At 62.5% G+C, this 25,365-nt stretch carries 21 protein-coding genes; 16 read left to right on the top strand and 5 right to left on the bottom strand.

The window, feature by feature from the left end; all coding sequences use genetic code 11:
* Positions 1–156: 156 nt before the first annotated feature.
* From GYH35_RS22505 to GYH35_RS22495, 3 genes are all read left to right on the top strand, one after another.
* Complete coding sequence (locus GYH35_RS22505) at positions 157–552, top strand: DUF4398 domain-containing protein (RefSeq protein ID WP_161810411.1); 396 nt, start codon at positions 157–159, stop codon at positions 550–552.
* Positions 553–588: 36 nt separating this feature from the next.
* Positions 589–1,398 carry an OmpA family protein gene (locus GYH35_RS22500; RefSeq protein ID WP_161810412.1) on the top strand — a complete coding sequence of 270 codons (810 nt, stop codon included), beginning with the start codon at positions 589–591 and terminating at the stop codon, positions 1,396–1,398.
* A gap of 104 nt (positions 1,399–1,502) precedes the next feature.
* Positions 1,503–1,973 carry a host attachment protein gene (locus GYH35_RS22495; RefSeq protein ID WP_161810413.1) on the top strand — a complete coding sequence of 157 codons (471 nt, stop codon included), beginning with the start codon at positions 1,503–1,505 and terminating at the stop codon, positions 1,971–1,973.
* Between the two features lie 96 nt (positions 1,974–2,069).
* Here the strand turns inward: GYH35_RS22495 and GYH35_RS22490 are convergent, their stop codons facing one another.
* Positions 2,070–4,496 carry an ATP-binding protein gene (locus tag GYH35_RS22490; RefSeq protein WP_161829549.1) on the bottom strand — a complete coding sequence of 809 codons (2,427 nt, stop codon included), beginning with the start codon at positions 4,494–4,496 and terminating at the stop codon, positions 2,070–2,072.
* Between the two features lie 140 nt (positions 4,497–4,636).
* Between GYH35_RS22490 and GYH35_RS22485 the strand changes: the two genes are divergently transcribed.
* From GYH35_RS22485 to ygiD, 12 genes are all read left to right on the top strand, one after another.
* Complete coding sequence (locus GYH35_RS22485; RefSeq protein WP_161829548.1) at positions 4,637–6,430, top strand: ABC transporter ATP-binding protein; 1,794 nt, start codon at positions 4,637–4,639, stop codon at positions 6,428–6,430.
* Positions 6,427–7,512: a sulfate ABC transporter substrate-binding protein gene (locus tag GYH35_RS22480; protein WP_161810416.1), complete on the top strand. Its 1,086-nt coding sequence runs from the start codon at positions 6,427–6,429 to the stop codon at positions 7,510–7,512. The genes GYH35_RS22485 and GYH35_RS22480 overlap by 4 nt, the downstream gene beginning before the upstream one ends.
* Positions 7,509–8,345, top strand: coding sequence for a sulfate ABC transporter permease subunit CysT (gene cysT / locus GYH35_RS22475; protein WP_161810417.1), 837 nt, complete (start codon positions 7,509–7,511; stop codon positions 8,343–8,345). Before GYH35_RS22480 ends, cysT begins: the two co-directional genes overlap by 4 nt.
* On the top strand, positions 8,345–9,205 hold the full coding sequence (cysW, locus tag GYH35_RS22470) for a sulfate ABC transporter permease subunit CysW (RefSeq protein ID WP_161810418.1): 861 nt from the start codon (positions 8,345–8,347) through the stop codon (positions 9,203–9,205). The genes cysT and cysW overlap by 1 nt, the downstream gene beginning before the upstream one ends.
* Positions 9,202–11,337: a sensor histidine kinase gene (locus tag GYH35_RS22465; RefSeq protein ID WP_161810419.1), complete on the top strand. Its 2,136-nt coding sequence runs from the start codon at positions 9,202–9,204 to the stop codon at positions 11,335–11,337. The genes cysW and GYH35_RS22465 overlap by 4 nt, the downstream gene beginning before the upstream one ends.
* Before the next feature lie 3 nt (positions 11,338–11,340).
* Positions 11,341–12,015 (top strand): response regulator transcription factor, encoded by a 675-nt coding sequence (locus GYH35_RS22460; protein ID WP_161810420.1) that lies wholly within the window; start codon positions 11,341–11,343, stop codon positions 12,013–12,015.
* 151 nt (positions 12,016–12,166) lie between these two features.
* Positions 12,167–13,537 (top strand): FAD/NAD(P)-binding protein, encoded by a 1,371-nt coding sequence (locus GYH35_RS22455; RefSeq protein ID WP_161829547.1) that lies wholly within the window; start codon positions 12,167–12,169, stop codon positions 13,535–13,537.
* Between the two features lie 4 nt (positions 13,538–13,541).
* Positions 13,542–14,216, top strand: a complete 675-nt coding sequence (locus GYH35_RS22450; RefSeq protein WP_161810422.1) for a response regulator transcription factor — start codon at positions 13,542–13,544, stop codon at positions 14,214–14,216.
* 593 nt (positions 14,217–14,809) lie between these two features.
* Positions 14,810–17,362: a bifunctional lysylphosphatidylglycerol flippase/synthetase MprF gene (gene mprF, locus GYH35_RS22445; protein WP_161829546.1), complete on the top strand. Its 2,553-nt coding sequence runs from the start codon at positions 14,810–14,812 to the stop codon at positions 17,360–17,362.
* Positions 17,359–18,696 carry a virulence factor family protein gene (locus GYH35_RS22440; RefSeq protein WP_161829545.1) on the top strand — a complete coding sequence of 446 codons (1,338 nt, stop codon included), beginning with the start codon at positions 17,359–17,361 and terminating at the stop codon, positions 18,694–18,696. Before mprF ends, GYH35_RS22440 begins: the two co-directional genes overlap by 4 nt.
* Before the next feature lie 172 nt (positions 18,697–18,868).
* The gene (locus GYH35_RS22435; protein ID WP_161810425.1) at positions 18,869–19,066 is read left to right on the top strand and encodes a hypothetical protein; all 198 of its coding nucleotides are present in this window, start codon (positions 18,869–18,871) and stop codon (positions 19,064–19,066) included.
* A gap of 94 nt (positions 19,067–19,160) precedes the next feature.
* Positions 19,161–19,946: a 4,5-DOPA-extradiol-dioxygenase gene (gene ygiD, locus GYH35_RS22430; protein ID WP_202624500.1), complete on the top strand. Its 786-nt coding sequence runs from the start codon at positions 19,161–19,163 to the stop codon at positions 19,944–19,946.
* A gap of 156 nt (positions 19,947–20,102) precedes the next feature.
* Here ygiD and GYH35_RS22425 read toward each other — a convergent pair whose 3' ends face one another.
* The 4 genes from GYH35_RS22425 to GYH35_RS22410 form a co-directional block, all read right to left on the bottom strand.
* Complete coding sequence (locus GYH35_RS22425) at positions 20,103–20,558, bottom strand: DUF4168 domain-containing protein (protein ID WP_161810426.1); 456 nt, start codon at positions 20,556–20,558, stop codon at positions 20,103–20,105.
* Positions 20,559–20,701: 143 nt separating this feature from the next.
* Positions 20,702–21,673: a YcjF family protein gene (locus GYH35_RS22420; protein ID WP_161810427.1), complete on the bottom strand. Its 972-nt coding sequence runs from the start codon at positions 21,671–21,673 to the stop codon at positions 20,702–20,704.
* A 28-nt stretch (positions 21,674–21,701) separates the two neighbouring features.
* A complete protein-coding gene (locus GYH35_RS22415; protein WP_161829544.1) occupies positions 21,702–22,625 on the bottom strand; it encodes a DMT family transporter in 924 nt (307 codons plus the stop codon).
* A 174-nt stretch (positions 22,626–22,799) separates the two neighbouring features.
* On the bottom strand, positions 22,800–24,644 hold the full coding sequence (locus GYH35_RS22410) for an ABC transporter ATP-binding protein (protein ID WP_161810429.1): 1,845 nt from the start codon (positions 24,642–24,644) through the stop codon (positions 22,800–22,802).
* An 80-nt stretch (positions 24,645–24,724) separates the two neighbouring features.
* Here GYH35_RS22410 and GYH35_RS22405 point away from each other — a divergent pair, with 80 nt between their 5' ends.
* Positions 24,725–25,162, top strand: a complete 438-nt coding sequence (locus tag GYH35_RS22405; protein ID WP_161829543.1) for a hypothetical protein — start codon at positions 24,725–24,727, stop codon at positions 25,160–25,162.
* Positions 25,163–25,365 lie beyond the last annotated feature (203 nt).

Genomic DNA, 25,365 nt, shown 5'->3' with positions numbered 1-25,365 from the left:
AGAGGCAGTGTCGGGCGTCTGCCTGCGGACTGCAACAACGTCGCGCTCCACCGCACACTTGACACGAAAAAAATAGTGGTCCCGGGGGCGCGGAACCACGCTGACGAATGGCGCGTTTTCGGACCACTGAATCCAACGCATACCCGTGGAGGCAATATGAGAACCCCGAATTTCCGGGCCGGACTGCCGATCGCCGGCGTGCTTGCTGCCGGCGTGCTCGTGGGTTGCAGCAGTGTTTCCGATGTGACCAGGGAACGCGTCGCTCGCAGCGAAACGTCCTTTCAACAGGCGCAGCAGGCGGTGGGCCGCTCCGAAGCCGGCGCCCTCGAGCTGCAGCGTGCCAAGGACAATCTAGAGCAGGCCAAGGCTGCTCTGAACAATAAGGAAAGCACCAAGGCCGAACGTTATGCGCAACTGGCGCAACTCGATTCGGAACTAGCCATGTCGAAGTCACAAAGCGCGGCGGCCCGTAGGGCAGCCGACGAGTTGACGGCGAGCATTCAACAATTGCGGCAGGAAATTTCCCGCGGCGCTGTGGCCAGCGATCAGTAATGGTGGACAGCAGACTTCAACCACCGGAGAAGGATTATGAACCGTTCATACCAAGTGTTGTTGACCGCTGCTCTCGCAGGTCTGCTGGCCGCGTGCAGCTCGACGCCGGAACGCATCGAAGATTTGGAAGTAGCGCGCGCGGTCGTGCCGCAGGTGGAAGCTTCGCCGCGAGCGGGCATTGCTGCGAGCAACGTTTCTGAAGCACGCAAAGCGCTGGATCGTGCCAATAAGATGGCCGATGAGGGCGGCAAGCTCGGCGACATCGAATATGAAGCGCAAGTGGCGGCACGCAACGCTCAGATCGCCAACGAGAAGATCCTGGCGGCGCAGGCGCGCGAGGAGATCGAGAAGGGCACCGCCGAGCGTCAGTCTGTTTTAGCGGAGGCGCGTGAAGCGCAGGCGCGGGCTGCCGAACGGCGCGCCAGCACGCTGGAGCAGGAGCTTGCCGACATGCGTGCACGTAAGACCGATCGAGGCATGGTGCTCACGTTAGGTGATGTGTTGTTCGATACGGGCAAAGCCACGCTGAAGCCGGGTGCTTATGGCACGGTCGATCGGCTCGCCAATGTATTGAAGGAATCGCCGGATCGGAAAGTGATGATCGAAGGTCATACCGATAGCACCGGCTCCGAGGAGTTCAACCAGGCGTTGTCGGAGCGTCGCGCAGCAGCCGTGCAGACGGCATTGTTGGAACGCGGCGTGGGCGCGAATCAGATCACCGCCGTGGGCAAGGGTATGGCGTTTCCGATCGCCAGCAACGCCGACGCCGGCGGCCGCCAGCGTAACCGTCGCGTCGAAATGATCTTTACGGACAATAAATCGCAGGTGGCTTCCGACGTGAACTAGTCGGACGAATGTCGCAGTCATCCTCTGTCTTGTGTTGTCGTAGTCTCCTCCGCCGGTGGGCGGAGGAGACTTTTTGCTGTTTGTCTGTTGCAAAGGGAGCAGTCATGAATGTACGCATTGTCGTGGCCGATGAACGTCAGGCGAGCTTTTACGACGCCGTGACCCCCAGATCGCCGTTGACCGAGCGAGCTTCGCTACGCAATGAGAGGACCGGAAAAAGAGACATTGAAATGGAAACCGACCGTCCGGGCCGACGCTTCGGCGGCACGGGCGTCGGCGGCACGGAAGGTCATCATCATGGCGTGACGGGTGAGAAGAGCACTGTACTGCATGAGTTGACTTTGTTTGCCAAGGAAGTGGCGCGAAAGATCGAGACAGACCGGGCGCGGAACGAGTTCGATCGATTGGTGTTGATGGCGGGGCCGAAAATGCTCGGCCTGTTGCGCCAGTCGTTGTCCAGCCCGACCCAGTCGATGCTGGCGGGGGAGATCTCGAAAGATATTCTGCGACAGGGGCCGGATGTGATTTTGAAGGCGGTGCCGATTGAGGCGTTCGAGACTTATCGGATGCAGTAGGTCAGTCACGAGCAGTGGGTAGCGTCTGCCGGGAAGGGGGTGTCTCCTCCCGGCACCGGGCGCCCGCCGGAGCGCATTGCGCTCCTCGCATCACGTTCAGTTCGGCACCCACAGCAGCGCGACCGTGCGCACATCGATATCCGTCTTGCGTGGCTTCACCGATGTTTGCTCGATGGTCACCGTTGCGGGGTCGAGCTCGCTGCGAAGTCGGCTCACTTCCGATTCCAGCTCGCTCTGCATTTCTGTGAGCCGCTGCTGAATCACCTCGCGGTTTTCCTCCGCGCGATCGATGTCGCCACTCTCCTTGCTGAGCCGGCCGGCGCTGCGAGCGGCGCTGCCGACTCTTTGCGCATTGCCGACGCTGATGGCTTTGCGGCCGAGCAGCGCGCCTAGGATAGACGTACCGACGGAAATCGCTGTCTGCACCTTGTGTTGTGACAAATCGGAGCGCTCCCGCTCGACCCGCTCATCGGCGCGGCGCAACTGATCCTGTAGCGTCGCCAGCTTCGGCGCATATTTCTTTCTCAACTTCTCGATCTCCGCGTCGCGCTTCTCGCGAAGGGCGAGGCTGAGTTTGGCGCGGAAGTCGCCTTCGCTCGTGCCGGGTGCAACGGATTGGCCGACGGTGGGGCAGTGAAAGATCGGTAGCGTAGAGCTCGAATACAGATGGGTCGCCAGCTCCTTCTGCCACGAGCGATAGTTCTGAGCACGCAGCAACGCAGCTGGCGCCTCGGCGTATCGCGCATTCTGCGGCGGCTCATTCGAAAGCTCCTTCTGCAGATCGCCACCGACGCCGACGTCCGCCTGCGACCAGTCGACGTGGGATTCGCTGTCATCCAGGGGGGCGATGAGCGAGCGGGTTTCCCAAACATCGAGGCCGGCGGCTTTGTCGACGAAGTGCAGGCGTGCGATGCCGAGAACGCGAGGCAAGTACGTCGCATCGGCCTGCGATGTTTCGAGATAGAGCTCGTCGACGCCGGCGGGGATGACCGGCTTGTCTGAGATCGGAGTGCCTTGTGAAGCTCGGCTGGTTTCCGCAGCAGCAGCGGTAAATTCTCGTCGCGTCGCCCGGGCCGGAGCCGGCGATGTCAAGGAAGGAACGTCGGGCGAGGGCGCCGCACGCGACAGCTTCGCTATCTCTTGCAGCGTCAGCGGGCCGCGAAGATAGGACAGGGTCCAGCGCGTGCGGAACAACACAGGCGCGGCGTCGTGCACGTTCCGCATCAAGAACACGCGGTTGCCCAGATTCGCGAGCAGCTTCTCCAACTGCGCTTTATCCAACCCTTCGCCGGCCGCGCCGAGCAAGCCGTCGATCACTCGCGCCTTGTCACGCTCCGTCTGCAAACGTCCGATGAACCACGTGCCGGCATTTGACAAACCTTTGTAATCGAGATCGACTGGATTCTGCGTCGCCAAGACGACGCCCAACCCGAACGCGCGCGCCTGCTTCATCAATGTGAGCAGCGGCAACTTCGACGGCGGCATGGCGCTCGGCGGGAAATATCCGAAGATCTCATCCATGTACAGCATCGCGCGCAAGCTCGACGTGCCCGACTGGCGGCGCATCCACGCGACGACCTCACCCAGCAGCAACGTCACCACGAACATGCGCTCGGCATCGCCGAGATGCGCGATCGAGATCACTGAGATCCGCGGTTTGCCATCGGCCGTGAACAACAAGCGCTGCACATCGAGCGGCTCGCCCTTCATCCACGCGGCGAAGCTCGGTGAGGCGATCAGGTTGTTGAGCGACATGGCCAACTGCATGCGCTCTTTGGCCGGATAGAAGGTCTCGAGGTCGAACACGCCGACCTTGTCGAACGGCGGCTTCTGAATGCCCTGAATCAGTGCGGCGAGCGACAGGTCGCGGCCGGCGGTCCAGGCCTGGTCGAACAAGGTCGACAGCAGAATGTGCTCGCGACTCTGTAGTGGATCGGCCTCGATGCCGGCCAGCCCGAGCAATCCACCAACTGTCGCACTGACACGCTCGCGCGAGGCGCCGGCGTCCAGGCGCTGCTCTTCGGGCGGTGCCGCAAAAGACTGTAAGACAGAGAGCGGACGGCCCGCCTCGCTGCCGGGCGTGTAGATCGCGATATCCACGGCCTCGCGGAACCGGGCGATACGAGTGCCGTCCTGGTCCCAGTCCGCCAAACCCTTGCGCCAGGTTTCCGCGGTCTTGGTGGCCGCTTCTTCCGGACTGATGCCTTGCCGGGCCGCGGCGCCGGCATCGATCCAGGGCGCGAAATCCTCGGGTTGCAGCGAAGGAAAGCTCAACAGCAGGTTGCCGAGGTCGCCTTTGGGATCGATGGCGATGGCTGGCACCCCGTCGATGGCCGCTTCCTCGAGCAACGACAGGCATAACCCGGTCTTGCCGCTGCCGGTCATGCCGACGCAGACCGCGTGAGTGGTCAGATCGCGCGAGTCGTAGAGCAGCAAGTCGGGGCGATCCGTGCCGCGCTCGGCGTCGTATTCGCGGCCCAGATAGAAGGAGCCGAGGGCTTCGTAGGAGGGAACGGTCGCCATGGAAAAAATTGCTCGTTGCAGGGACGGCGGCTAAGAACTTTTAGCGATGACGCGGCGTCGTTCGCTTCTGACGTTATAACCGTTTTGTAACCCGTCGATTACTGACCTTATCACTGCTGGCCGGTAAGCTCCCGGCCCGTATGTCCATCACGCTCGATCAAGTCACCAAACGGTATCAGGGCTCGCCGGTCGTCAACGACGTTTCGTTGGAAGTCGGCGAAGGCGAGTTCTACGTCCTGCTCGGCCCGAGCGGTAGCGGCAAGAGCACCCTGTTGCGTGCGATCGCGGGTTTGACCGGCGTCGATCATGGCCGCATCGCGTTGCACGGCAACGATGTCACGCACGTGTCGGCGCGGCAACGGGGCGTCGGACTGGTGTTCCAGAATTACGCGCTGTTCCGTCATATGACGGTCGGCGAGAACATCGAGTTCGCGCTCAAGGTCCGGCGCATGAAGGCGGCCGAGCGTCGCGAGCGTCGCAAGGAGCTGCTGCGTCTGGTGGCGCTAGAGGGCATGGACGATCGACTGCCGACGCAATTGTCCGGCGGTCAACAGCAACGCGTCGCGGTGGCGCGAGCGCTCGCTCACAAGCCTCCCGTGTTGTTGCTCGACGAGCCCTTCGGTGCGTTGGACGCCAAGATCCGCGAAGAACTGCGTCGAACGATTCGCCAGGTGCAGCGTGAGCTGAAAATCACCACCGTGCTGGTGACGCACGACCAGGAAGAAGCGTTCGCGATGGCCGATCGCATCGGCGTGATGAATCTCGGTCGCTTGCTCGAGAGCGGCAGGCCGGACGAGTTGTATGCGCGGCCGGCGACGCGCTTCGTCGCAACCTTCCTTGGCGCAGCGAATCTGTTGCTGGCTCGTCAGACCGAGCAGGGCATCCGCTTCGGCGCGGCTCCCGTGAATGCGCGACGTGTCGAGAAGCTGGAAGGCGGACGCGAGCAGGAAGTGGTCGCGGTGTTGCGTCCCGAAGAAGTGGAGCTGGCGCCGACCCGAGACAATCTGCGCACCAACTTCATCGCGAATGGCATCGTCGAAGAGCAGGTCTTCACCGGTGCTTTCGAGCGCATGCGCGTGCGCATGGCCGATGGCGCCGCCAATGCTCACATCGCGAGTCCGAACACGAATGGCGGCAACGGCTCGGCAGCCTTGCTGGATGTCACTCGCACTCAGCACGAACAGCGCTTGTTCCCGCTGGCGCTCGGTCAGTCGGTCGCCATCGGTGTGCGTCGAATTCACGTGCTGCCGACGCCGCTGTCCAGCTACACCGCTTACGGCTCGGATGAAGCGTCGTGCGAGCGTCTGTCTCAGCATCCGTTCCTGGTCGAGCTCGCCAGTCGGATGAAGACGCGCATCATCAAGCGCAGTGAAGCGCCATTGGTTGCATGCGATGCGCCGGCGAGCGCGCCCGTGTCTGGCGTGGCGGTGATCGCGGCCGGCCAGAAGACTGCGGAACAATTGCAGTGGCTGTTGCAAAACGGTGCGGGTGAAGTGCTGGTGCTGCCGGCGCATTCCTCGGCGCCGCAACGAGTGCTTATTCATTGGGCCGACGATTCGGCGCGCCGTTCGACGCTCGCCGTGGCCGCCAGTTTGTTACGTCACGTTGCGGCCGAAGCCGTTTACGTCGGCATTCTGCCGGAAGGCTCGGGTGGCGAGTCGCAGCGTCCGTTCGGCGTACGCACTCTGCTCGATGCTCGCTCCGAAGCGCAGGCTGTGCATGGTCTCGAAATGCGAACCGAGTTGCGATTCGGCGCCGCGGCCGATGAGTTGCAGCGGCAATTGACCGAGTCGCAGGATCCGATGCTGATCCTAGGTGTGTCAGATCCAGCGCAACTGCGCGGGACGTTCGGCGCGTTGTTCACGTCCGGCTCGACCTATCCGATGATGATCGTGTACCGGCCCAGCAAGGACAGCGAAGGAGCCGTCGAATGAACCGATTCAATAGAAGAACGTTCACGGCTTGTCTCGGCATGCTGACGCTGCTTGCAGGTTGCGGCGGCGGCGATGACGCCGGTCGTGTGACATTGCTCAATGTCAGCTACGACCCGACGCGTGAGTTGTATCGCGAATTCAACGAGAGCTTCTCGCAGCGCTGGGAACAGGAGCACCAGCAGCGCGTGACGGTCAAACAATCGCATGCCGGCTCGGGCAGCCAGGCGCGTGCGGTGATCGACGGCCTCGACGCGGATGTCGTCACGCTCGCGCTCGCCTATGACATCGATTCGATTCAGACCAAGGGCAAGCGCCTCGGCGCGGACTGGCAGAAGCGTCTGCCCGACAACAGCTCGCCTTACACCTCGACCATCGTGTTCCTGGTGCGCAAGGGCAATCCGAAGCAGATCAAGGACTGGCCGGATCTGATTCGCGACAGCGTTTCGGTCGTCACGCCGAATCCCAAGACCTCTGGCGGCGCGCGCTGGAACTATCTCGCCGCGTGGGGCGCCGTGCTTCGCAATGAGCTCGGTGGCGACTGGTCAAAGCTGGACGATCCCGCGGCCGAGCAGGCAGTGGCCGCTGCTCAGAAGAAAGCCGAAGAATATGTGACGCAGCTGTACAAGCACGTTCCGGTGCTCGACAGCGGCGCGCGCGGCGCGACGAATACGTTCGTGCAACGTGAGATCGGCGATGTGTTGCTCGCCTGGGAAAACGAAGCGCTGCTCGCAATCAAAGAGCTCGGTCCCGACAAAGTCGAGATCGTCATCCCGAGCAGCAGCATCCTGGCCGAGCCGCCGGTGGCGGTGGTCGATACCGTCGTCGATCGACGTGGCACTCGGCAGATTGCCGAGGCGTATCTGAAGTATCTGTATGAAGAGCCGGGCCAGGAGCTGGCCGCGAAGCATTACTTCCGCCCGCGCAATGCCGCGGTCCTGGAAAAGTATAAGGATCAGTTCCCGACGCTCGATCTGTTCACCATCGATCAGGTGTTCGGCGGCTGGAAGGCGACCCACGCGAAGCACTTCGCCGACGGCGCGTTGTTCGATCGGATCTATGGCAGCGGGGGCGCGGCCAAATGAGCTTTCGGCAGCCGTCCATCCTGCCGGGCTTCGGCCTGACGCTGGGCTTCTCGACGTTCTTTCTCTCGGCCATCGTGCTGGTGCCGCTGGCGGCGCTGGTGATGAAGACGGCGACGATGGGTTGGAGCGATTTCTGGCGTGTCGCGACCGATGCGCGCGCCCTGGCGTCGTATCGATTGAGCTTCGGCGCATCGATGTTGGCCGCGACCTTGAATAGTGTGTTCGGCTTCATCATCGCCTGGACGCTGGTGCGCTATGAATTTCCGGGCCGCAAACTGATCGACTCGCTGATCGATATGCCGTTCGCGTTGCCGACCGCGGTGTCGGGTATCGCGTTGACGGCCGTGTTCGCGGAAAACGGCTGGATTGGCCAGTACCTCGCGCCGCTCGGCATCAAAGTGGCGTACACCTGGATCGGCGTGGTCGTGGCGCTGACGCTCATCGGCTTGCCATTCGTCGTGCGCTCGGTGCAACCGGCAATCGCCGAGGTACAACGCGATCTTGAAGATGCGGCCGAAACGCTCGGCGCCGGTCGCTTCACGATTTTCCGCCGCATCGTGCTGCCCACCGTGTTTCCCGCGCTGGCCACCGGCTTCACGCTGGCGTTCGCTCGAGCGGTCGGCGAGTACGGTTCGGTGATCTTCATCGCCGGCAACCTGCCGATGCGCACCGAGATCACGCCGTTGCTGATCGTCATCAAACTGGAGCAGTTCGACTACAAGGGTGCGGCCGCGCTCGGCTTCATCATGCTGACCATGTCGTTCGTCATGCTCTTGTCCATCAACCTGCTGCAAGCCTGGAGCCGTCGGCGCATGGTCGCCGCGGGACGCTGATGGCGGGCGGTCCTTCCAAAGAAATGCTGGCGGAAATCGCCAGCCGCCCGGGCCGGGATACGCTGATCTCGTCGGCCGTAAAGTACGTTTTCATCGCGCTTTCGCTCGGCTTCCTGGCGGCGTTGCTGTTCGCGCCGCTGGCGACCGTGTTCATCACGGCGCTGAGCAAGGGCTGGGAGATGTACTTCGAGAGCTTCAAGGACGAGGACACGCTGGCCGCGATCAAGCTGACATTGACCGTGGCCGCCATCGTCGTGCCAACGAATACGATCTTCGGCATCGCCGCCGCCTGGGCCATCGCGAAGTTCGAATTCCGCGGCAAGAGCTTCTTGATCACCCTGATCGACCTGCCGATCGCCGTGTCGCCGGTGATATCCGGCCTCGTGTACGTGCTGTTGTTCGGCGCGCAGGGCTGGTTCGGCCTGTGGTTGCAGGAACGGGACATCAGCATCATCTTCGCCGTGCCGGGTATCGTGCTCGCGACCATGTTCGTGACGTTCCCGTACGTCGCGCGCGAGCTGATTCCATTGATGCAGCAGTTGGGCAACGACGAGGAAGAGGCGGCGATCACCTTGGGAGCGGGCGGCCTGATGACGTTCTTCCACGTCACTTTGCCGAAGATTCGCTGGGGCCTGGTGTACGGCGTGATCCTGTGCAACGCCCGCGCCATGGGCGAGTTCGGCGCGGTCTCGGTGGTGTCCGGCCATGTCCGCGGTCTCACGACCACCATGCCATTGCACGTGGAAATCCTTTATAACGAGTACAACTTCGTCGGCGCGTTCGCCGTGGCCTCGCTGCTGACGGTGCTGGCGGTCCTGACCCTGATCATCAAATCCTTAGTGGAGATGAAGAGGAAGTGATCGATCGCTTCTTCTCCTACGTCGTCGACCGGATTCAGCAGTTCATCGACGGGCTGCAGATCGATACCTCGCGCGCGAGTCTCGGGGTCTGGATTGCGGTCATCAATGTCGCGATCGTGTTGCTGCTGGTCGGCGGCATTTCCATCTCGGCCATCGGCTCCCTGCGCGACCTGGCCGATCAGCAGGGTAAGTCGCGCGTTCAGCTGGCCGGCGCGATGGCCCGCGAGGACATACGGCGTTTCAGCGAAGACGCGCTGAGGGACGCCAAGTCGGTCGCCGATCGCCAGACCTTGCAGCGCCTGCTCGCGGACCGACGCTCGACCACGATCGGCCCCTATCTGCGCCGCTCCTGTAATTCAGAAACGATCGCCTCCTGCGCCGTGTTCGAAGGCGGCCGACTGGTTGCTCAGGCCGGCGTGCAGCTGCCTTGGGATTTGATCGCAACGACTGCCGCAGAGCAGGGCGAGCGGTTCATGGCGACGCCGACGGGATCGCAATATGCCTTGCTCGGCGCGTCCGCTCAGATCGGGGGAGCTACGGAACGGCGCTTGTACGTCGCTCGTCCGCTGGATCCGAAGATGGCGCAGATCCTGACGGACCGCGTCGGCACCCAGGTCCGGCTGATCAACTATCGGCTGTTCAACGAAGAGCGCAAGGGCGACGACGACTTCACCCGCCTGCATTCGGCGGGCCTGTCCGATGGCAGCTCGGCAGTAGTGCGGCTCGATGAGCTGGACCTGTACGCGGCGAGCTTCCCGATCTTTGCCGTGTCGGGCGAAGCCATCGCATTCCTCGAAGCGCGCCTGCCATCGTCGGATATCGATGCCTCCGTCGGCGGTCTGGCGAAACGTTTGCTGGTCACCGCGCTCATTCTGGCGGCGCTGGCCGTGCTGGCCGGCATCGTCCTCGGCCGCCAGGTGACTGGCCCGGTCACGACGCTGACCGACGCGGTGGAAAAACTAGGCCAGGGGGATTTTTCGACGTCCATTCCCGTGGGCGGCACTCGCGAGGTCGGCAAGCTGGGCCGCACCATCGAGGACATGCGCAACAACCTGATCGAGCTGACAGGAACGTTGCGCCGTCGCGAGGCGGAAGCGCAGGCGGTGCTCGATGGCATCGTCGAGGGCGTGTACGCCGTCGACAAGTCGCGAGTCATTCGATACTTGAACCCGCAGGCTGCCCAATTGCTCGGCGTGCAAGCTCACGAAGCCATCGGTCGTTTCTGCGGCGATGTGTTGAAACCCTGCCGCGATTCGAACGGCATGCGTCCTTGCGACACCGACTGCCCGATCCTGCGCGCACGCCACGAAGGCAGCTCGCAGGCGACAGAGCGTTTACAGCTGAGCGACGGCGCGCCTCGCACCACCATCATCACCAGCTCCGGTCCGGTCGACGAGCTGCAGGTGCAGGTCATTCGCGACGAGACCGAACTCGAAGGTGTGCGGCGGGCACGCGATTCCGTGCTGGTCAATATCTCGCACGAGTTCCGGACGCCGCTCGCCGCGCAGTTGGCGTCGATCGAACTGCTGCGTGACGGCTTCGATACGATGACCACCGATCAGCAGAAGGAGCTGGTGTTGTCGTTGGAGCGCGGCGCGTTGCGGCTGACGCGGCTCATCGACAATCTGCTCGAGAGTGTGCGCATCGAGTCCGGCCAGCTCAGCATCCGTCATCAGCCGGTGGCGCTCGCCGAGGTCGTCGAAGATTCCGAAGCGCTGGTCGGCGCGTTGCTCACGCAGCGCCGGCAACGATTGGAAGTGAACTTGCCCGAGGATCTGCCGAACATCGACGGCGACGGCCCGCGTCTCACGCAGGTGTTCGTCAATCTGCTCGCCAATGCGAGCAAGTTCGCGCCGGAAGACAGCATCGTGCGCATCGGCGCCGAGCAGGCCGGCGAGTTCGTCACGAGCTGGGTCGAAGATGAAGGTCCGGGCGTGCCCGAGATCGAGGGCAACTCGATCTTCGATCGTTTTTATCGCAGCGGCGGCCAGGAACCGGAGCCCGGCGGCCTGGGTCTGGGATTGTGGATCGTGAAATCCATCGTCGAGCGGCATGGCGGCACCATTGCCACGCGGCGCACTGCCGAGGGACGCACACGTTTCGAAGTGAAGCTGCGACAGACTGCCGAGTAACCAATGAAGATTCTATCCGCGGACGATGACAAGGACTTGCTGGCGCTGATCGCCTTTACGCTGTCGCAGGCGGGCTATCTGGTCGTCAAAGCCAGCGACGGTGTGCAGGCGTTGCGCGCGTTCGAGAGCGAAGGGCCGGACCTGGTGATCCTGGATATCAACATGCCGGGCGCCTCGGGCTTTCAAGTGTGCGAACAGATCCGGACCAAATCGCGTGTGCCGGTGATGATGTTGACGGTGCGTGGCGAAGAGGAAGATCTGGTGCGTGCTCTGGAGCTGGGCGCCGACGATTATCTGAGCAAACCGTTCAGCCCACGTACGCTGCTCGCACGCGTCAAAGCGCTGCTGCGCCGGGCCGGCATGGAGAACACTGCGCCGCTCGCGGCAGGTCGCATCCGGCTGGATGTGGACGAGCATACGGTGCAGGTCGGGTCGAATCCGCCGCTGCGCCTCACCAAGCTCGAGCTGCGCTTGTTACAAATGTTGATCGCCAACTCCGGCCACACGGTGAGCTCGGATCGTTTGCTGATGCAGGTGTGGGGTCACAAAGGCTCGGGCGATCGTCAGTTGCTCAAACAGCTGGTGCATCGTCTGCGCCAGAAAATCGAGGTCGATCCGGCCGCGCCTCAGATGCTGCAAACCGCGCCGGGCGCGGGTTACAAGCTCGTCGTCGATTGATCCCGTCCGTGTGGTTATAAATCGGTTGTAGAGTCATAGCATTCCCTGCGCCGATTCGTGACTCGCACGTTACAGACTTGATACCGCGCGCTCGCCTACGCTGTCGCTTCCTGGTTAATGGGAGCGACGATTGGCAGGACTGCTTCGAACCGTGGTTATTGTCGGGGGCGGCTTCAGCGGCACGGTGGTGGCCGCGAATCTGTTGCGCCGTCCGCCGCCGGGCCCGACTCGTCTCATCCTGATCGAGCGTGCAAATGAGCTGGCGCGTGGCGCTGCCTACGCCGACCGCGGTTTCCCTTATTTGCTCAACGTGCCGGCCAGTCGTATGTCGGCAAACTCGGCTGCGCCCAAGGAATTCCTCGAGTTCGCGCAACGGCGCATTCCGAAGGTCACCGGCGAAGATTTCTTGCCGCGCGCCCTGTATGGCGACTATTTGAGCGAGGTGTTGCTCGCCGCGCAGCTGAGTGCGCCTGGAAATATTCGTCTTGAAATCGTCCACGGCTCAGTCGTCAACCTGCGTCGGATCGAACGGCATCTGCCGTTGCGAGTGGAGCTGGAGGACGGCCGACGTTTCACCGCGGACGATGTCGTGCTCGCGCTCGGCAATCCCAAGCCTGCGTCGTTGGCGGCGGCAAGGGACGTACTGACTCATCCGGCGTACATCGCCGACCCCTGGACCGTCGATCTCAAGTTCAATCGGTCGCAGACCGTGCTGTTGATCGGCACGGGTCTCACCACTGCGGACATCATCAACGTCGCTGCGTCCGATGCCCAGCGATTGCCGACGTTGCATGCCTTGTCGCGCCACGGGTTGGTGCCGCCTCGGCAAACACCTTTCCGCCCGGATGCATTCAAGGGCGACGGCAATGCGCTGCTGCTGGCCGCATCGACGTCGCTGCGACGACTGGTCAGTTCCGTGCGGTTGCTTGCACAGGAAGCCGAGCAGATGGGCGGCGATTGGCGCGAGGCGATCACCTTCGTCCGCAACATGGCGCCGACGATCTGGCAACGCCTGCCGGAGCGCGATCGCGTGCGCTTCCTGCGCCATGTGCGGGCGTACTGGGACATCTATCGACATCGTCTGCCGCCGGAGCTGATCCAGAAGATCGATACGCTCCGCCATTCGGAACGACTGACGATCCACGCCGGCCACATCAAACAATTCATTCCTCGCGACGATCGCATCGAAGTGATCTGGCGTCCGCGCGGCTCGCAGCAGCTGCGCGCTCAGCAATTCGATCGAGTCATCAACTGCACCGGTCCTGATTACGCAATCGCGCGCTCCACCGAGCCGCTGTGGAGCAACCTCGTGCAATGCGGGCTGTGTGTGCCGGACACATTGGGGCTGGGGTTGCGTACCGGGCCGCATGGCGCCGTCATCGATGCCGATGGCTGGCCGGGTCCGCACCTTTTCTATGTTGGGCCGATGTTGCGCGCCGACCATTGGGAGGCAACCGCGGCTCATGAACTCCGCGGGCACGCTGAAAAGCTCGCTGCGCTACTGGCTACGGAGCGGCGCTGACGCTATGAGAATTCTGGTCGTCGATGACGATGCCGATCTGCGAGCACTGATCGGTTTCACGCTGATGCAGGCGGGATTCGATATCTGTACCGCGGTGGATGGCGAGAGCGCGCTGCAGGCGTTCCAGCAAAACTCGCCCGACCTGGTGCTGCTCGATGTCAACATGCCGGAGCCGAATGGCTTGAAAGTCTGTCGTGAGATTCGCGGCCGCTCGCCCGTGCCCATCATGATGCTGACGGTGCGGGATGTCGAAGAGGATTTGATCGAGGCGTTCGATTCGGGCGCGGATGACTACGTGCACAAGCCTTTCAGCCCGCGCGCATTGTTGGCGCGAGTGCGAGCGTTGATTCGACGTTCGGAGCCGTTGGACGCAGCGCCTGTGACGGCTGGTCAGCTGCGCCTGGATCCGGAGCAGCGGAGCCTGCAGTTCGGTGCAGCGCCGCCGATTCGACTCACGCCGCTGGAGTTGAAAGCGATGCAGTTGCTGATGGTGACGCCGGGAAGAACAGTCACCGCGGAGAAGTTGTTACTTCATCTGTGGGGTCGCGCCACTGCCCGCGAACGCCGCACGCTCAAGCAGCTGATCTATCGCTTGCGCCACAAGATCGAATCGGATGCGTCGACGCCAGAAGTCCTGCAAACCACGCCGGGTGCGGGCTACAAGCTGGTGGCTGAGTAAGATCGTGTCGCTATGTGCTCATAGCGCGTAACCGTTGCACGCGCCGGAGATCTAATACTCGTTGCGGCAGCTGACCGGCATGTGACCCAGTATCGACTGATCGCATGACCTGCGCTGAGTAAATTGCCACTCAAGCGACACGGCAATCGACCAAGGATTGCAGTGTCGGAGGCTGCAAGCCGTTTCTCCCCCTGGGCCGGCAGTCTTGGTTAGCCCTCTCGTCGCCTACCCTCACCGGCGACGAGAGGGTCCTTTTCCGACGCCGCTTTCATACTTCCTCGCGAATACCCAGCTCATGCTGACCTTGTCGGCCAGCTGGGATGGCGTCAGCGATGCGCGCTGGCGTGCGACGGTGAGCAGTCGCCGATGCGTTGGCGTTTGAAGCAACTTCATAGGGCGTTCGACCTGCCGGCGGATATCCCATTTCGAGATACTCTAGCATTTCACAAAGCGAGGTAAACGCGGGCGATGGCCCTTAGACCGCGGCCGGGGCGGTCCGACGCCCGACCGGCGTGTGTCAATAACGTAATGTTCTCGAGACCGCCGCACGGCAGAATGCCGGCTCTCATCGGTGACACAGGAATCGCCGGACAGTGGCCGAGGCAGCGGGCGGGTGGGCAAAGTGGCGCATCTGGTTGATCGCGGCCGGCGCCGGCCTGATCAGCTTGCTGCTGTTCGATGCCTTCCGGGTGCTGCTCGCCGAAGTGCATTTCTCCAAGGTCATGCAGCAGATGGAGGCAGAGCCGCTGCCCGACCTGCTGCTCGCGCTGCTGGCGACCGCCGTCAGCTATCTGGTGCTCACGGGCTACGACCTGTCCGCCATGAAGTACGCGGAAGTGAAAATCCGTCGGTCCACCGTCCTGCTGACTTCCTTCATTGCGTATGCGCTCGGCAATACCGTCGGTTTGGGTGTTCTGACGGGCGGCGCCGTGCGTATGCGGCTATACACGGCGGCTGGCGTCGACGCGAACAAGGTCGCGCAAGTGATCGCGTTCAACGCCAGTGCATTCATGTTCGGCACCGCGGCGTTTGGCGCGGCCGGATTGTTATGGGGCGCCGACGGCGTTGCTCATCTTGCTCACATGCCAGCATGGCTGCTGCGGGTGATCGCCGTGGCCTTGCTGTTCACCGTGCTTGGATTCGTTGCACTCGCTGCGCGACGTCGCGAAGTCATGATCGCCTGGCGTTGGAAAGTGCGCTTGCCGCCGGCAAAGCTGGCCGTGCAGCAGCTGGTGATTTCGGCGCTGGATCTGATCGCCTCCGCCGCGACGCTCTGGTTCCTGTTGCCGCCGGGCGCAGTCGAGCCGGGCGAGTTCATGGCTTGGTATTCGATCGCGCTGGTGCTCGGCATCCTGAGCCATTTGCCCGGTGGCCTGGGCGTGTTCGAGGCGGTCATTCTGCTCGCGTGTGGCGACCGCGCGCCGGTGGAGCAGATCGTCAGCGCGTTGGTGCTCTATCGCGTCATCTATTATTTGTTGCCGCTGGTGCTGGCCGCCGTATTGCTGGCTGCGTATGAAGTTCGCTCCGGCATCGCTGCTCCGATCGGTCGTGCAGCAGTGCGACTCTCGCCGATGCTGCTGGCAACGATGACGTTCATCGCCGGCGGCTGGCTGCTCGTCTCCGGTGTGACGCCGGCGTCGGCACAAGCCGTCGACATGCTGGCGCTGCGTGTGCCGCTGACTTTGGTCGAGGCTTCTCACTTTCTCGGCAGCGTCACGGGCTTTGCGATGATCGTCATCGCGCGCGGCTTGTTACATCGCCTCGATGCCGCTTGGTGGTCGGCGTTCCTGCTGGCACTGGCGGCGGCCGTTCTGGCAATGCCCAAAGGGTTTGCGTTGGTGCAAGCGGCTTACCTCGTGGTGCTGGCGATCCTGTTGTATCTATCGCGTGCACAGTTCGATCGGCGCTCCGCGCTGTTCTCGAATCCGTTGCGAGGCGTGTGGCTGATCTCGGTGGTGTGGATGGTCGGCGCGACAGTGTTCCTGCTGTTCTTCGCTTATCGGCGCGTCGATTACACCAACGAGCTGTGGTGGCAGTTCGAGTTCAACGCCAACGCGCCCCGTTCGCTGCGCGCGATGATGGGCGTGATGGTTGCCGGTTTGGGCATAGCGCTCTGGCAGCTGTTGCGGCCGTCGCCGGGCGCGCCGGCGCTCCCCTCCAGCGAAGAGCTGGATAGGGCGAGCAATATCGTGCGCACTCAGCCTTCGGCCGAAGCGAACCTCGCGCTGATGGGCGACAAGCGCTTGCTGTTCTCGACCCAGGGCAACGCATTCATCATGTACGGCCGGCAAGGGCGCTCGTGGATTTCATTGTTCGATCCGGTCGGTAAGCCATCGGAATGGCCGGAGCTGATCTGGCGGTTCATCGAGCTCGCGACCGATCACGGCGGTCGCGCGGCGTTCTATCAAGTGCGCGGCGATATGTTGCCGCTGTATCTCGATGCAGGATTGCGTGCCTACAAGTTGGGTGAGTACGCGTACGTGCAGCTGCAAGAGTTCACGACCAAGGGCTCGAAACGCTCGCATCTGCGACAGGCGATCAATCGAGGCGAACGCGACGGACTCGAGTTCGCGTTGGCTTCGCCAGCGGAAGTGCCCGCGCTACTGCCTCAATTGCGCCATGTTTCGGACGCGTGGCTGGAAGGTCAGGAAGCGCGCGAAAAGGGCTTCTCGCTGGGCTCGTTCGAACCGTCGTATCTGTCGCGGCAGTCGTTCGCCATCGTGCGCCAGCAGGGGCAGATCGTCGCGTTCGCCAATCTGCTGAGCACAGAAACGAAAAGCGAGGCCAGCGTCGATCTGATGCGTCAGCTGCCGCTGGCGCCGCCGGGCACGATGGATTTCCTGTTCACCAAGCTCATGCTTTATTTTCAGGGCGAGGGCTTTCAGCGCTTCGGGCTCGGCATGGCGCCGATGTCCGGCATGGCGAGTCACGAGTTGGCGCCGCGTTGGCATCGCTTTGGCCGGATGCTGTTCGACCATGGCGAGACGTTTTATAACTTCCGCGGATTGCGCGGATTCAAAGATAAGTTCGATCCAGTGTGGGAGCCTCGCTATCTGGTGGCCGGCGGCGGACTGACGCCTCTGCTCACGCTCGCCGATGTGGCGACATTGATCGGCGGCGGCTTGCGAGGAATCATTGCGAAATGACGTGGTATCGCCGCTGGCTCCTGCTGTTGCTGTTGATGCTTGGGTCGAGTGCGCTTGCCGAGACGATCTCGCACGGCCGCTTCGAAAAACTCACTGTGTATCGGCCGCAAGGCGAAGCGCGACAGACGGTGTTGTTCTTCTCCGGCGAGCGCGGCTGGACAGCTGAGCTCGAGCCCATCGCGCAATCGCTTGCTCGACAGGGCGCGCTGGTGGCAGGTATCGACGCGCCCGCGTTCTTTCGCAATCTGGAGCAGGATGGCGGCAAGTGTGTCTCGCCCGATGGCGACCTGGAAAACCTGAGTCACTTCCTGCAAGCCTACTATCGATCGCCCACTTATCGGCCCGCGTTGCTGGCCGGCTCGGGTTCCGGGGCGGAGTTCGTGTATGCAATGTTGGCGCAAGCGCCCACCGGCACGTTCGGTGGCGGGATCTCGCTGGGGTTCTGTCCGACGCGTGCGCTGAACAAACCATTGTGCTCAACCGGCAAGACGCCGGGCTCGCCGCAACTCGCCGCGCCGTGGACCGTGCTGCAAGGGATTGGCGATCGACAGTGCCGGACCCAGGCTAGGCAATTCCTGGCCGACAGGAAGCAGGCCGAGGTGATCGCCGTACCTGGCGACGACTATGGCGAAGGCGACTTCCACACCTGGGAGCCGCAATTCGCAGCCGCGTTCCAGCGTCTGGCCGGTCGCACGCGTGGCTTGCCGGCGGTGAGCGCCACCGAGCTGAAAGACCTGCCGCTCGTTGAAGTGCACTCGAACAGCAACTCGGACACCTTGGCCGTGTTGATCTCCGGCGATGGCGGTTGGGCAGGCATCGATAAGGAGCTCGCGGCCGCCTTGTCGAAGCAAGGCCTGCCCGTGGTCGGACTCGATTCGCTGCGTTACTTCTGGAAGAAGCGCACGCCCGAGAGCACCGCGGCCGATGTGGATCGACTGTTGCGCCACTACCTGAGCGCCTGGAAAAAGCAATCGGTGGTGCTGATCGGTTTCTCGCAAGGCGCCGACGTGATGCCGTTCGTCGTGAATCGGTTGCCGGCGGCCACCCGCGAACGGTTGCACATGGTGGCATTGCTGTCGCTCTCCGACACCGCGGTGTTCGAATTCCATTTGCAGAACTGGCTTGGCGCAGCCAAGGGCTCTCTGCCCGTGACTCCCGAGCTGTTGAGAATGAAAGGCGTTCGCGGCTTGTGCGTGTATGGCGCGGATGAAACAGGCTCGCTATGCGCCAAGCCGGCCGCTAAATCATTGCAAGTAGTGAAACTTAGCGGCGGCCATCATTTCGATGGCAACTACACCAAGCTGGCCGCGTTGCTCTTGAGCCACATGCGTTGATGTGTTCGATATACCGCGACGATCTGAGTGAGGTGGTCACTCGTTGCGTGCTTGCGGTACGCTGCGCCGGCAGCTCCCAATGACGGGAACTGCAAATAACCTGATGCGTTACTTTGCGCGCAGACGCTCAGCGGCGGCGCTTGACCGGATAGGGTCCGGGGAGCAGCGAGACATGAACAACAACGCGGACACGCAGACCTGGTGTGAGTGGCAACAGGCTGTGGTTGAGCTGATTCGTGAAGATTTCAGCGAAGTGCTCACCGAGGTGGGCGAGCAGGACGTGGATTGGGACGCGTGGCGCCCACTCTACGTACAAGGGCTGTCGCCGCGAGAGGCGGTAGCGGACGCGTTCCTGCTACTGCCGGCCTGACGCCCGAAATACGCATAACACTTATGCGCTCCGGCCCATGGTAAGCAGGGCCGGCTAGTCGAATACTTGATGCTCTGTCACAGCGGAGCCGCCCGTGAGCGCATCCCAACGTTTGCCCGTGATCTTCTTCGGTCACGGCAATCCCATGAACGCCCTGGCCGACAATGTATACACTCGGGGCTGGCGGCAGGTCTGCGAATCCTTCCCAAAGCCTCGAGCGGTGTTGTGCGTCTCGGCACATTGGTATGTGCCGTACACCGCAGTGACCGGCATGCAGTCGCCGCGAACCATTCACGACTTCGGTGGTTTTCCTCGCGAGTTGTTCGAGTTCGAGTATCCCGCGCCCGGCAGTCCCGATATTGCCGCCGAGGTTCGTGGTTTGCTCGGGCCGGCAGTGAGGTTGGACGACGCGTGGGGCTTGGATCACGGCTCGTGGAGTGTGCTGTGCCACTGCTATCCCGAGGCCGATGTACCGGTCATTCAACTCAGCATCGATGAGACGCTGACGGCGCAGGAACATTATTTGCTCGGTGGCTCGCTCGCGCCGCTGCGGGAGCGGGGCATTCTCATCGTGGGCAGCGGCAACCTCGTTCACAACTTGCACGCATACGGCTGGGGCCGGCGCGCCGTCGAGCCCTACGATTGGGCAGTGCGCTTCGAGCAGCAGGCGCGTGCGTGGATGCTCGCTGGCGATCATCAGCCACTGATCAACTATGAGAAGCTGGGAAAGGATGCGACGCTCTCGGCGCCGACGCCGGATCATTACTTGCCGTTGTTATATGTATTAGGGGCACAGCTGCCCGGCGACCAGGTGAGCTTTCCGATCGAAGGCGTCGACGGCGGCTCGATCTCGATGCTGTCGGTGCAAATAAATAGCTAACCTAAATTCGGCTTCCCAGGCACATGGATGTGCCCGCCGCCTTCCGGCCGTCAGATAAAAAGACAGCCCGAAGGTTGAAAATACTTCGGGCTGTCGGGTGCAGGAAAACTCGGCTCCACTGCCGGAGTCGAATGTGCCGGGTGACGCTATCTCAAATCAGCCGCCACCCTGACGTTCCTGCAACTTCGCCGCGACGCGCTCGCGCACGTCGGCATTAGCCGTCATCGTTTCCACGATGTGGTTGAATTCATCGACCTTCAGGCCCGACTTCTCGACTGCCGCGATCATGTCGGATTCGGCCTTCTGCTTCACTTGATCCGCCTGGGCGGGCTCTTTCGCGGTCTGCAGGTCGGACGCCGCCTTTTCCTGGATCGTCTGCACTGCGACGTAGGCATCGGCGAACTGCTCGATCTTCTGATCGCTGATCTGCGCCGACGCAGCGGAGCTCGACTCTGGCGCCTCGTTCATCGGGGGAGTCTGTGCTTCGCCCGCTGGAGATGGATATTCCTGGGCAGGCGATGCGGGCTCTTGCACCTGCGCCCATGCCGCAGGGGCAGCTACGGCGCTGGCAGCGAATAGCGCGGTGTAAACAAGGTGGGAACGTAAGCTCATGAGGATCTCCTCGTCTTGCGGCAATCTCACGTTGTGAATACCGCGGGTGCAGATGAGGTTCCGCGCGAGCAAATATTTTGTAATTCGTTGTCGTCAGCGGCCGACGCGTGTGGTCGGCTCGCGGACGTCACATTCGGCAGACACTATGCGTTCTTCACCATCGACATCACCTGGCCCGCGTCGAGCGTGCTGGCTTTGTGCTGAATCTCGGACGAGTACTGACCTTGCAACTGCTTAGCCTGGCCGAGCAATGACTGATAGGTTTGTTGAATCAGGGCAGTGTTCATCTGACGGCCGCCGGAGTAATAGCGCTTCGCCAGCTGGCCGAGGGCATAAGTAGTAGCAAAGGAAAATGCGGCACCCGCGGTCGCTCGTCCCAACCCGCGGCCCAGGCCGCCAGCAACGCTGCCGAGCAAGCCACCAAGCAGCTTGCGACCGATTTGCTCGACGTATTGCGAGGTCAGGCCCACGCCGGCGGTCGCGATAAACTCACGAATGTGACCTTTGTCGAGCTGAAAGCCGTAAGCCTGGCCGATCCGATACACCAGCTTGATCTGCAGCGGAATGATGGCCATCGTCGCCAACGACTGCGGCAACAGCTCGATGGCGCCATTCACGATCGAGTGATTGAGGATGTACTTGTCCATTTCGGCATCGGACAGGGTCGCTTGCCGACTGACGTTTTCGATGGGTTGTGCAGTCGCGGCCACTGCTGCGACTGGTGTATTCGGCAGCGGAGCTTCGGCGAGCGCCGCCGCTTCTTTCTCCACTTGTACTGCTTGCTGAGTATCGAGCCCCAGCGCGCCCCGCAACTCCTGCAAGAACTTCTGCTCGGCCGGGCTTGCCACTGCGTCGGCGTCACAGACGCAGACAGCCATCTCATAGGCGAGCTGACGATGCGACGGATCGGTGAGCGCAGCGGCGGCTTGCGAAACGTCCACGCGCTTGAGCAGCACGTTCTGATAAAGCTGCGACATTTGCGGCGCGCCGGCTTCACCGCTCAACGACTCGGCGATGCGCTTGATCTCTGCACGCTCGCGCTCGTCCTTTGCGCCATCGGCGAAAGCGGCCAGCAGGGCGATGGTCAGGACGGCTTCTTGCTCGCGTGCATTCATCAGATCACCTGTTTCGTGTGGCGCTCCGTTACTTCTTGGCCGAAGCGCGCTGTTGACTCAAGGCCACGCCTCCCAGGATCAATGCACCGGCGACGGCCATGCTGAGAGTGAGCGGCTCGCTCAGGAACACCCAGGCCCAGATTACGCCGAACAGCGGCACCAGATAAGTGACCGTCGACGTGCGGGGCGCACCGATCCGATACAACAACCTGTAATAAAGGAAATACGCCAGGCCGGTGCACAGTGCCCCCAACATGACCGCGGACAGCCAGGAAAGTGCCGGCACCGGCGTGCTCGGCCAGGTCATGAATGCCAACGGCGCGACTACAATGGCTGCACACATCACCGTGCCGGCCGCGACGGCGCTGGGCGGCAGGTCGTGCAAATAGCGCTTGGTGAAATTGCCGCCAAAGCCATAAAGGATCGAAGCGAACACGCCCGCGAGCGCCGCCGGCAGCACACTGCCACCCGACGTCTTGCCGCTGGCAAGCGCGGCTACACCGATGAAGCCGAGCAGCAGGCCCAGCGCGCCGCGCCTGCTGATCTTTTCGCCAAACAGCAGGAACGCCACGATGCTGGTGAACATCACGACTGTCGCGTTACTGATTGCGACCACACCAGCCGGCGCCCGTTGTGCGGCCCAGGCAAAAAGCACGAACGGCGCGGCCGAATTGACGATGCCGATGCCCAGGAACCGCAACCAATGCGATGGCTTGATCTGATCCTTCACCCGCAACAGGAACGGCAACAGGATCAGCGCACCCAGCGCCAGGCGCACTTCGACGAGCGCGAACGCGCCGAAGTCTTTCGCGGCGATACGCATGAACAGAAACGAACTGCCCCACACCGCGCCGAGCAGCAGGAGCTCCGCCGGTGTCAGCCACGCGCTGGTGGCGGGGGCAATGGGAGCGGCCGCGGTCGTGGACCGCAACGATGAGTCAGAGCTGGACATGGGTGAACCAGGGAAGTTAACGGCGCGCCTTCATTGACGGCCGTGGATGAGCAGGTGGCTCGCTAGAAATATCATTTGCGACCGGTGCTGTCACCGTGTTTGCCCGATATCGGGACGCACTGTGCCGGTCCGGATAGCTTTAGTTGATGTACCGGCGGCATCGATAAATCTGGGCTAACGATAGCCTTTCGCCTGCAGGGAGAACAGGTGTGAGTAATGACCGTTCAACTGCATCAGCTCGTCATGGCCGCCGCGCTCGATGATGCGGCCGTTCTCGATCACCACGATCTGATCCGCCATGCGCACGGTGGAGAAGCGATGCGAGATCAGGATGGCGATCCGGCCGCGCGTCAGCGTCCGAAAGTGCTCGAAGACAGTCGCTTCGGCGCTGGCGTCCATCGCCGAGGTCGGCTCGTCCAGCACCAGGATGTCGGCACGCGAGCGCATGAAGGCGCGTGACAGCGCGATCTTCTGCCACTGGCCGCCGGATAGCTCGCGACCGTCGTTGAACCATTTGCCCAGCGGCGTGCGATAGCCGGCCGGCAATGTTTCCACGATGGGCGCGGCCATGCCTTTTTCGCCTGCATCGCGCCAGCGCTCCTCGTCCTCGAAGTGACGCACGTCACCGGCGCCGATGTTCTCTCCGAGCAGCAGTTGGTAACGAGTGAAGTCCTGGAAGATCACGCCGATGCGATCGCGCAGCGCTGCTTCGTCCCACTCCTGCAGATCCTGGCCGTCGAGCAGGATGCGGCCCGAGGTTGGCGCGTACAAACGGGTCAGCAGCTTGATCAGCGTCGTCTTGCCCGAGCCGTTCTCGCCGACCAGGGCCAGCGATTCGCCGGGGCGGATGTGCAGATCGATATCGATCAACGTCGGCTGCTCGGCGCCCGGATACGTGAAGCTCACTTTCTCGAAGCGAATGCCGTCCTCGGGTTTGGGGCCATGCACGGCCACGCCCTTGCCGCCATTCACCGGCGTTTCCAGATAGTCGTACAGCGTGGACAGGTACAAATTATCTTCGTACATGCCGCCGACCGCGGACAGGATTGCCGACACCGCCGCTTGTCCTTGCCGGAACAACATCAGATACATCGTCATCTGGCCCAGCGTGATGCGCGTCGCGATAGCGGAGAGCGCGATCCACGCATACGCACCGTACAACGTGACGGTCGCGATCAGGCCGAGGAAGAAGCCCCAGGTGTCGCGACGGATCGTGAGGTTGCGATCCTCGTGGTAGAGCTTGTTGAAAATTTTCCGGTAGCGATCGAGGAACAGCGGTCCCAGACCGAACAACTTCACTTCCTTGGCGTGGTCCTCACGCGCCAGCACGGTCTCCAGATACAGTTGCATGCGCGTTTCTGGCGAGCGCCACAGGAACAGTCGGAATTTATCGCCGGAGAATTTGGTCTCCGCCAGAAACGCGGGCAGGCCGGCGAGGATCAGTAGTGCAACCGCCCAGGGCGAGAAATGCAGCAGCAGGGAGCCGAAACTCAGCAGCGAAATCGCGTTCTGCGCCAGGCCGAACGTGCGCGTCACGAGCGAAAGCGGACGGCTCGATGCCTCACGCCGCGCGCGGGTGAGTTTGTCGTAGAAGTCGGAGTTCTCGAAATGCGACAGTTCGAGGGTCAGCGCCTTTTCGAGGATCATGACATTCACGCGCTGCCCGAGCTGCGCGCGGAGTAGCGATTGACACAGATTGAGCCCGCGCTGCGCGCCGGCGATGGCCGCGACGAGTGCGCCTTCTCCCGCCACCAGCCATAAAGCGTGCTGAGTGAGTGCCTCTCGCGTGCTGGGTGTTGCCTGGATGGCGGCGACGACCGCGTCGACGATAAGCGCACCGACGTAAGCGACGGCGGCAGGCAACGCGCCGGCGATCAAGGTCATGAGACCGAAGGCGATCGTGAGCGGACGACTCGTGGTCCACACGAGCTCGAGCGCGCGAGTGCTGTAGGCAAATACCCCAGCGAAGCCGCGCGCCAGTTCGGGTTTTGTATTCGTCGGACGTCGCAGCGAACTCATGCGTGTTTCGTCGTCGATTGCTTTGTCATCTGCGCCAGCACAGAATCTCCAACATCATTGAATCGAGAGATGGCCATCTCATGAGCAACCCCGGGGACAAGCGCTCCCAGGAGCCTGCCCGCCCAGCGACACCCGCCGAGGACTCCCAGACCGACAAGCGCTCCGGACGGATCGCCTATGATGAGCGCGGCAATTCGATCTGGGAATGGCAGCTCGAGACCGGCGTCTACAGCCGCGACATCAGCACGCAGCGGTTGAAGAAGCTCGATCTGAACGACCTGTCCATCGCCGACACCGCCATCCAGCAGCGCCCGCCCGATCTGGGCGGCTTCAATCCTTACGACAATTCCTCGTCAACCCGCGGCAACGTTGGCAAGAACGATCCTTACAATGGTGGCAATCGCGCCCCACTCAAGCCCGCCGCCGAGCCCAAGCGCAAGCCGACGGACCTGAAGAAGCTGCAGGAGTGGATGGAGTTGAGAAAGCGCGTCGAGCAGAACAAGCGCGACGACGAATAAACGCGACGACTAGTACAAGAGACCGTCGTTACACGAGGACTGTTTGTCGATTTTGGCCGGCCGCACCTATAACGCGTCGGCGCATGCCAGGAGGGGGTACGTCCTCCCGGCAGCTTTTCGGCACAGGGATGGGGCCGAAACAGCAGGGCTCACCATGGACGTGACGCGAGGAGCGCAATGCGCTCCGGCGGGCGCCCGGTGCC

Origin of the sequence: Steroidobacter agaridevorans (genome assembly GCF_009932555.1) — a bacterium.
GTDB classification, from domain to species: domain Bacteria; phylum Pseudomonadota; class Gammaproteobacteria; order Steroidobacterales; family Steroidobacteraceae; genus Steroidobacter; species Steroidobacter agaridevorans.
Note: the sequence above shows the minus strand (reverse complement) of the source record. Positions and strands in the feature narration are given on the sequence as shown.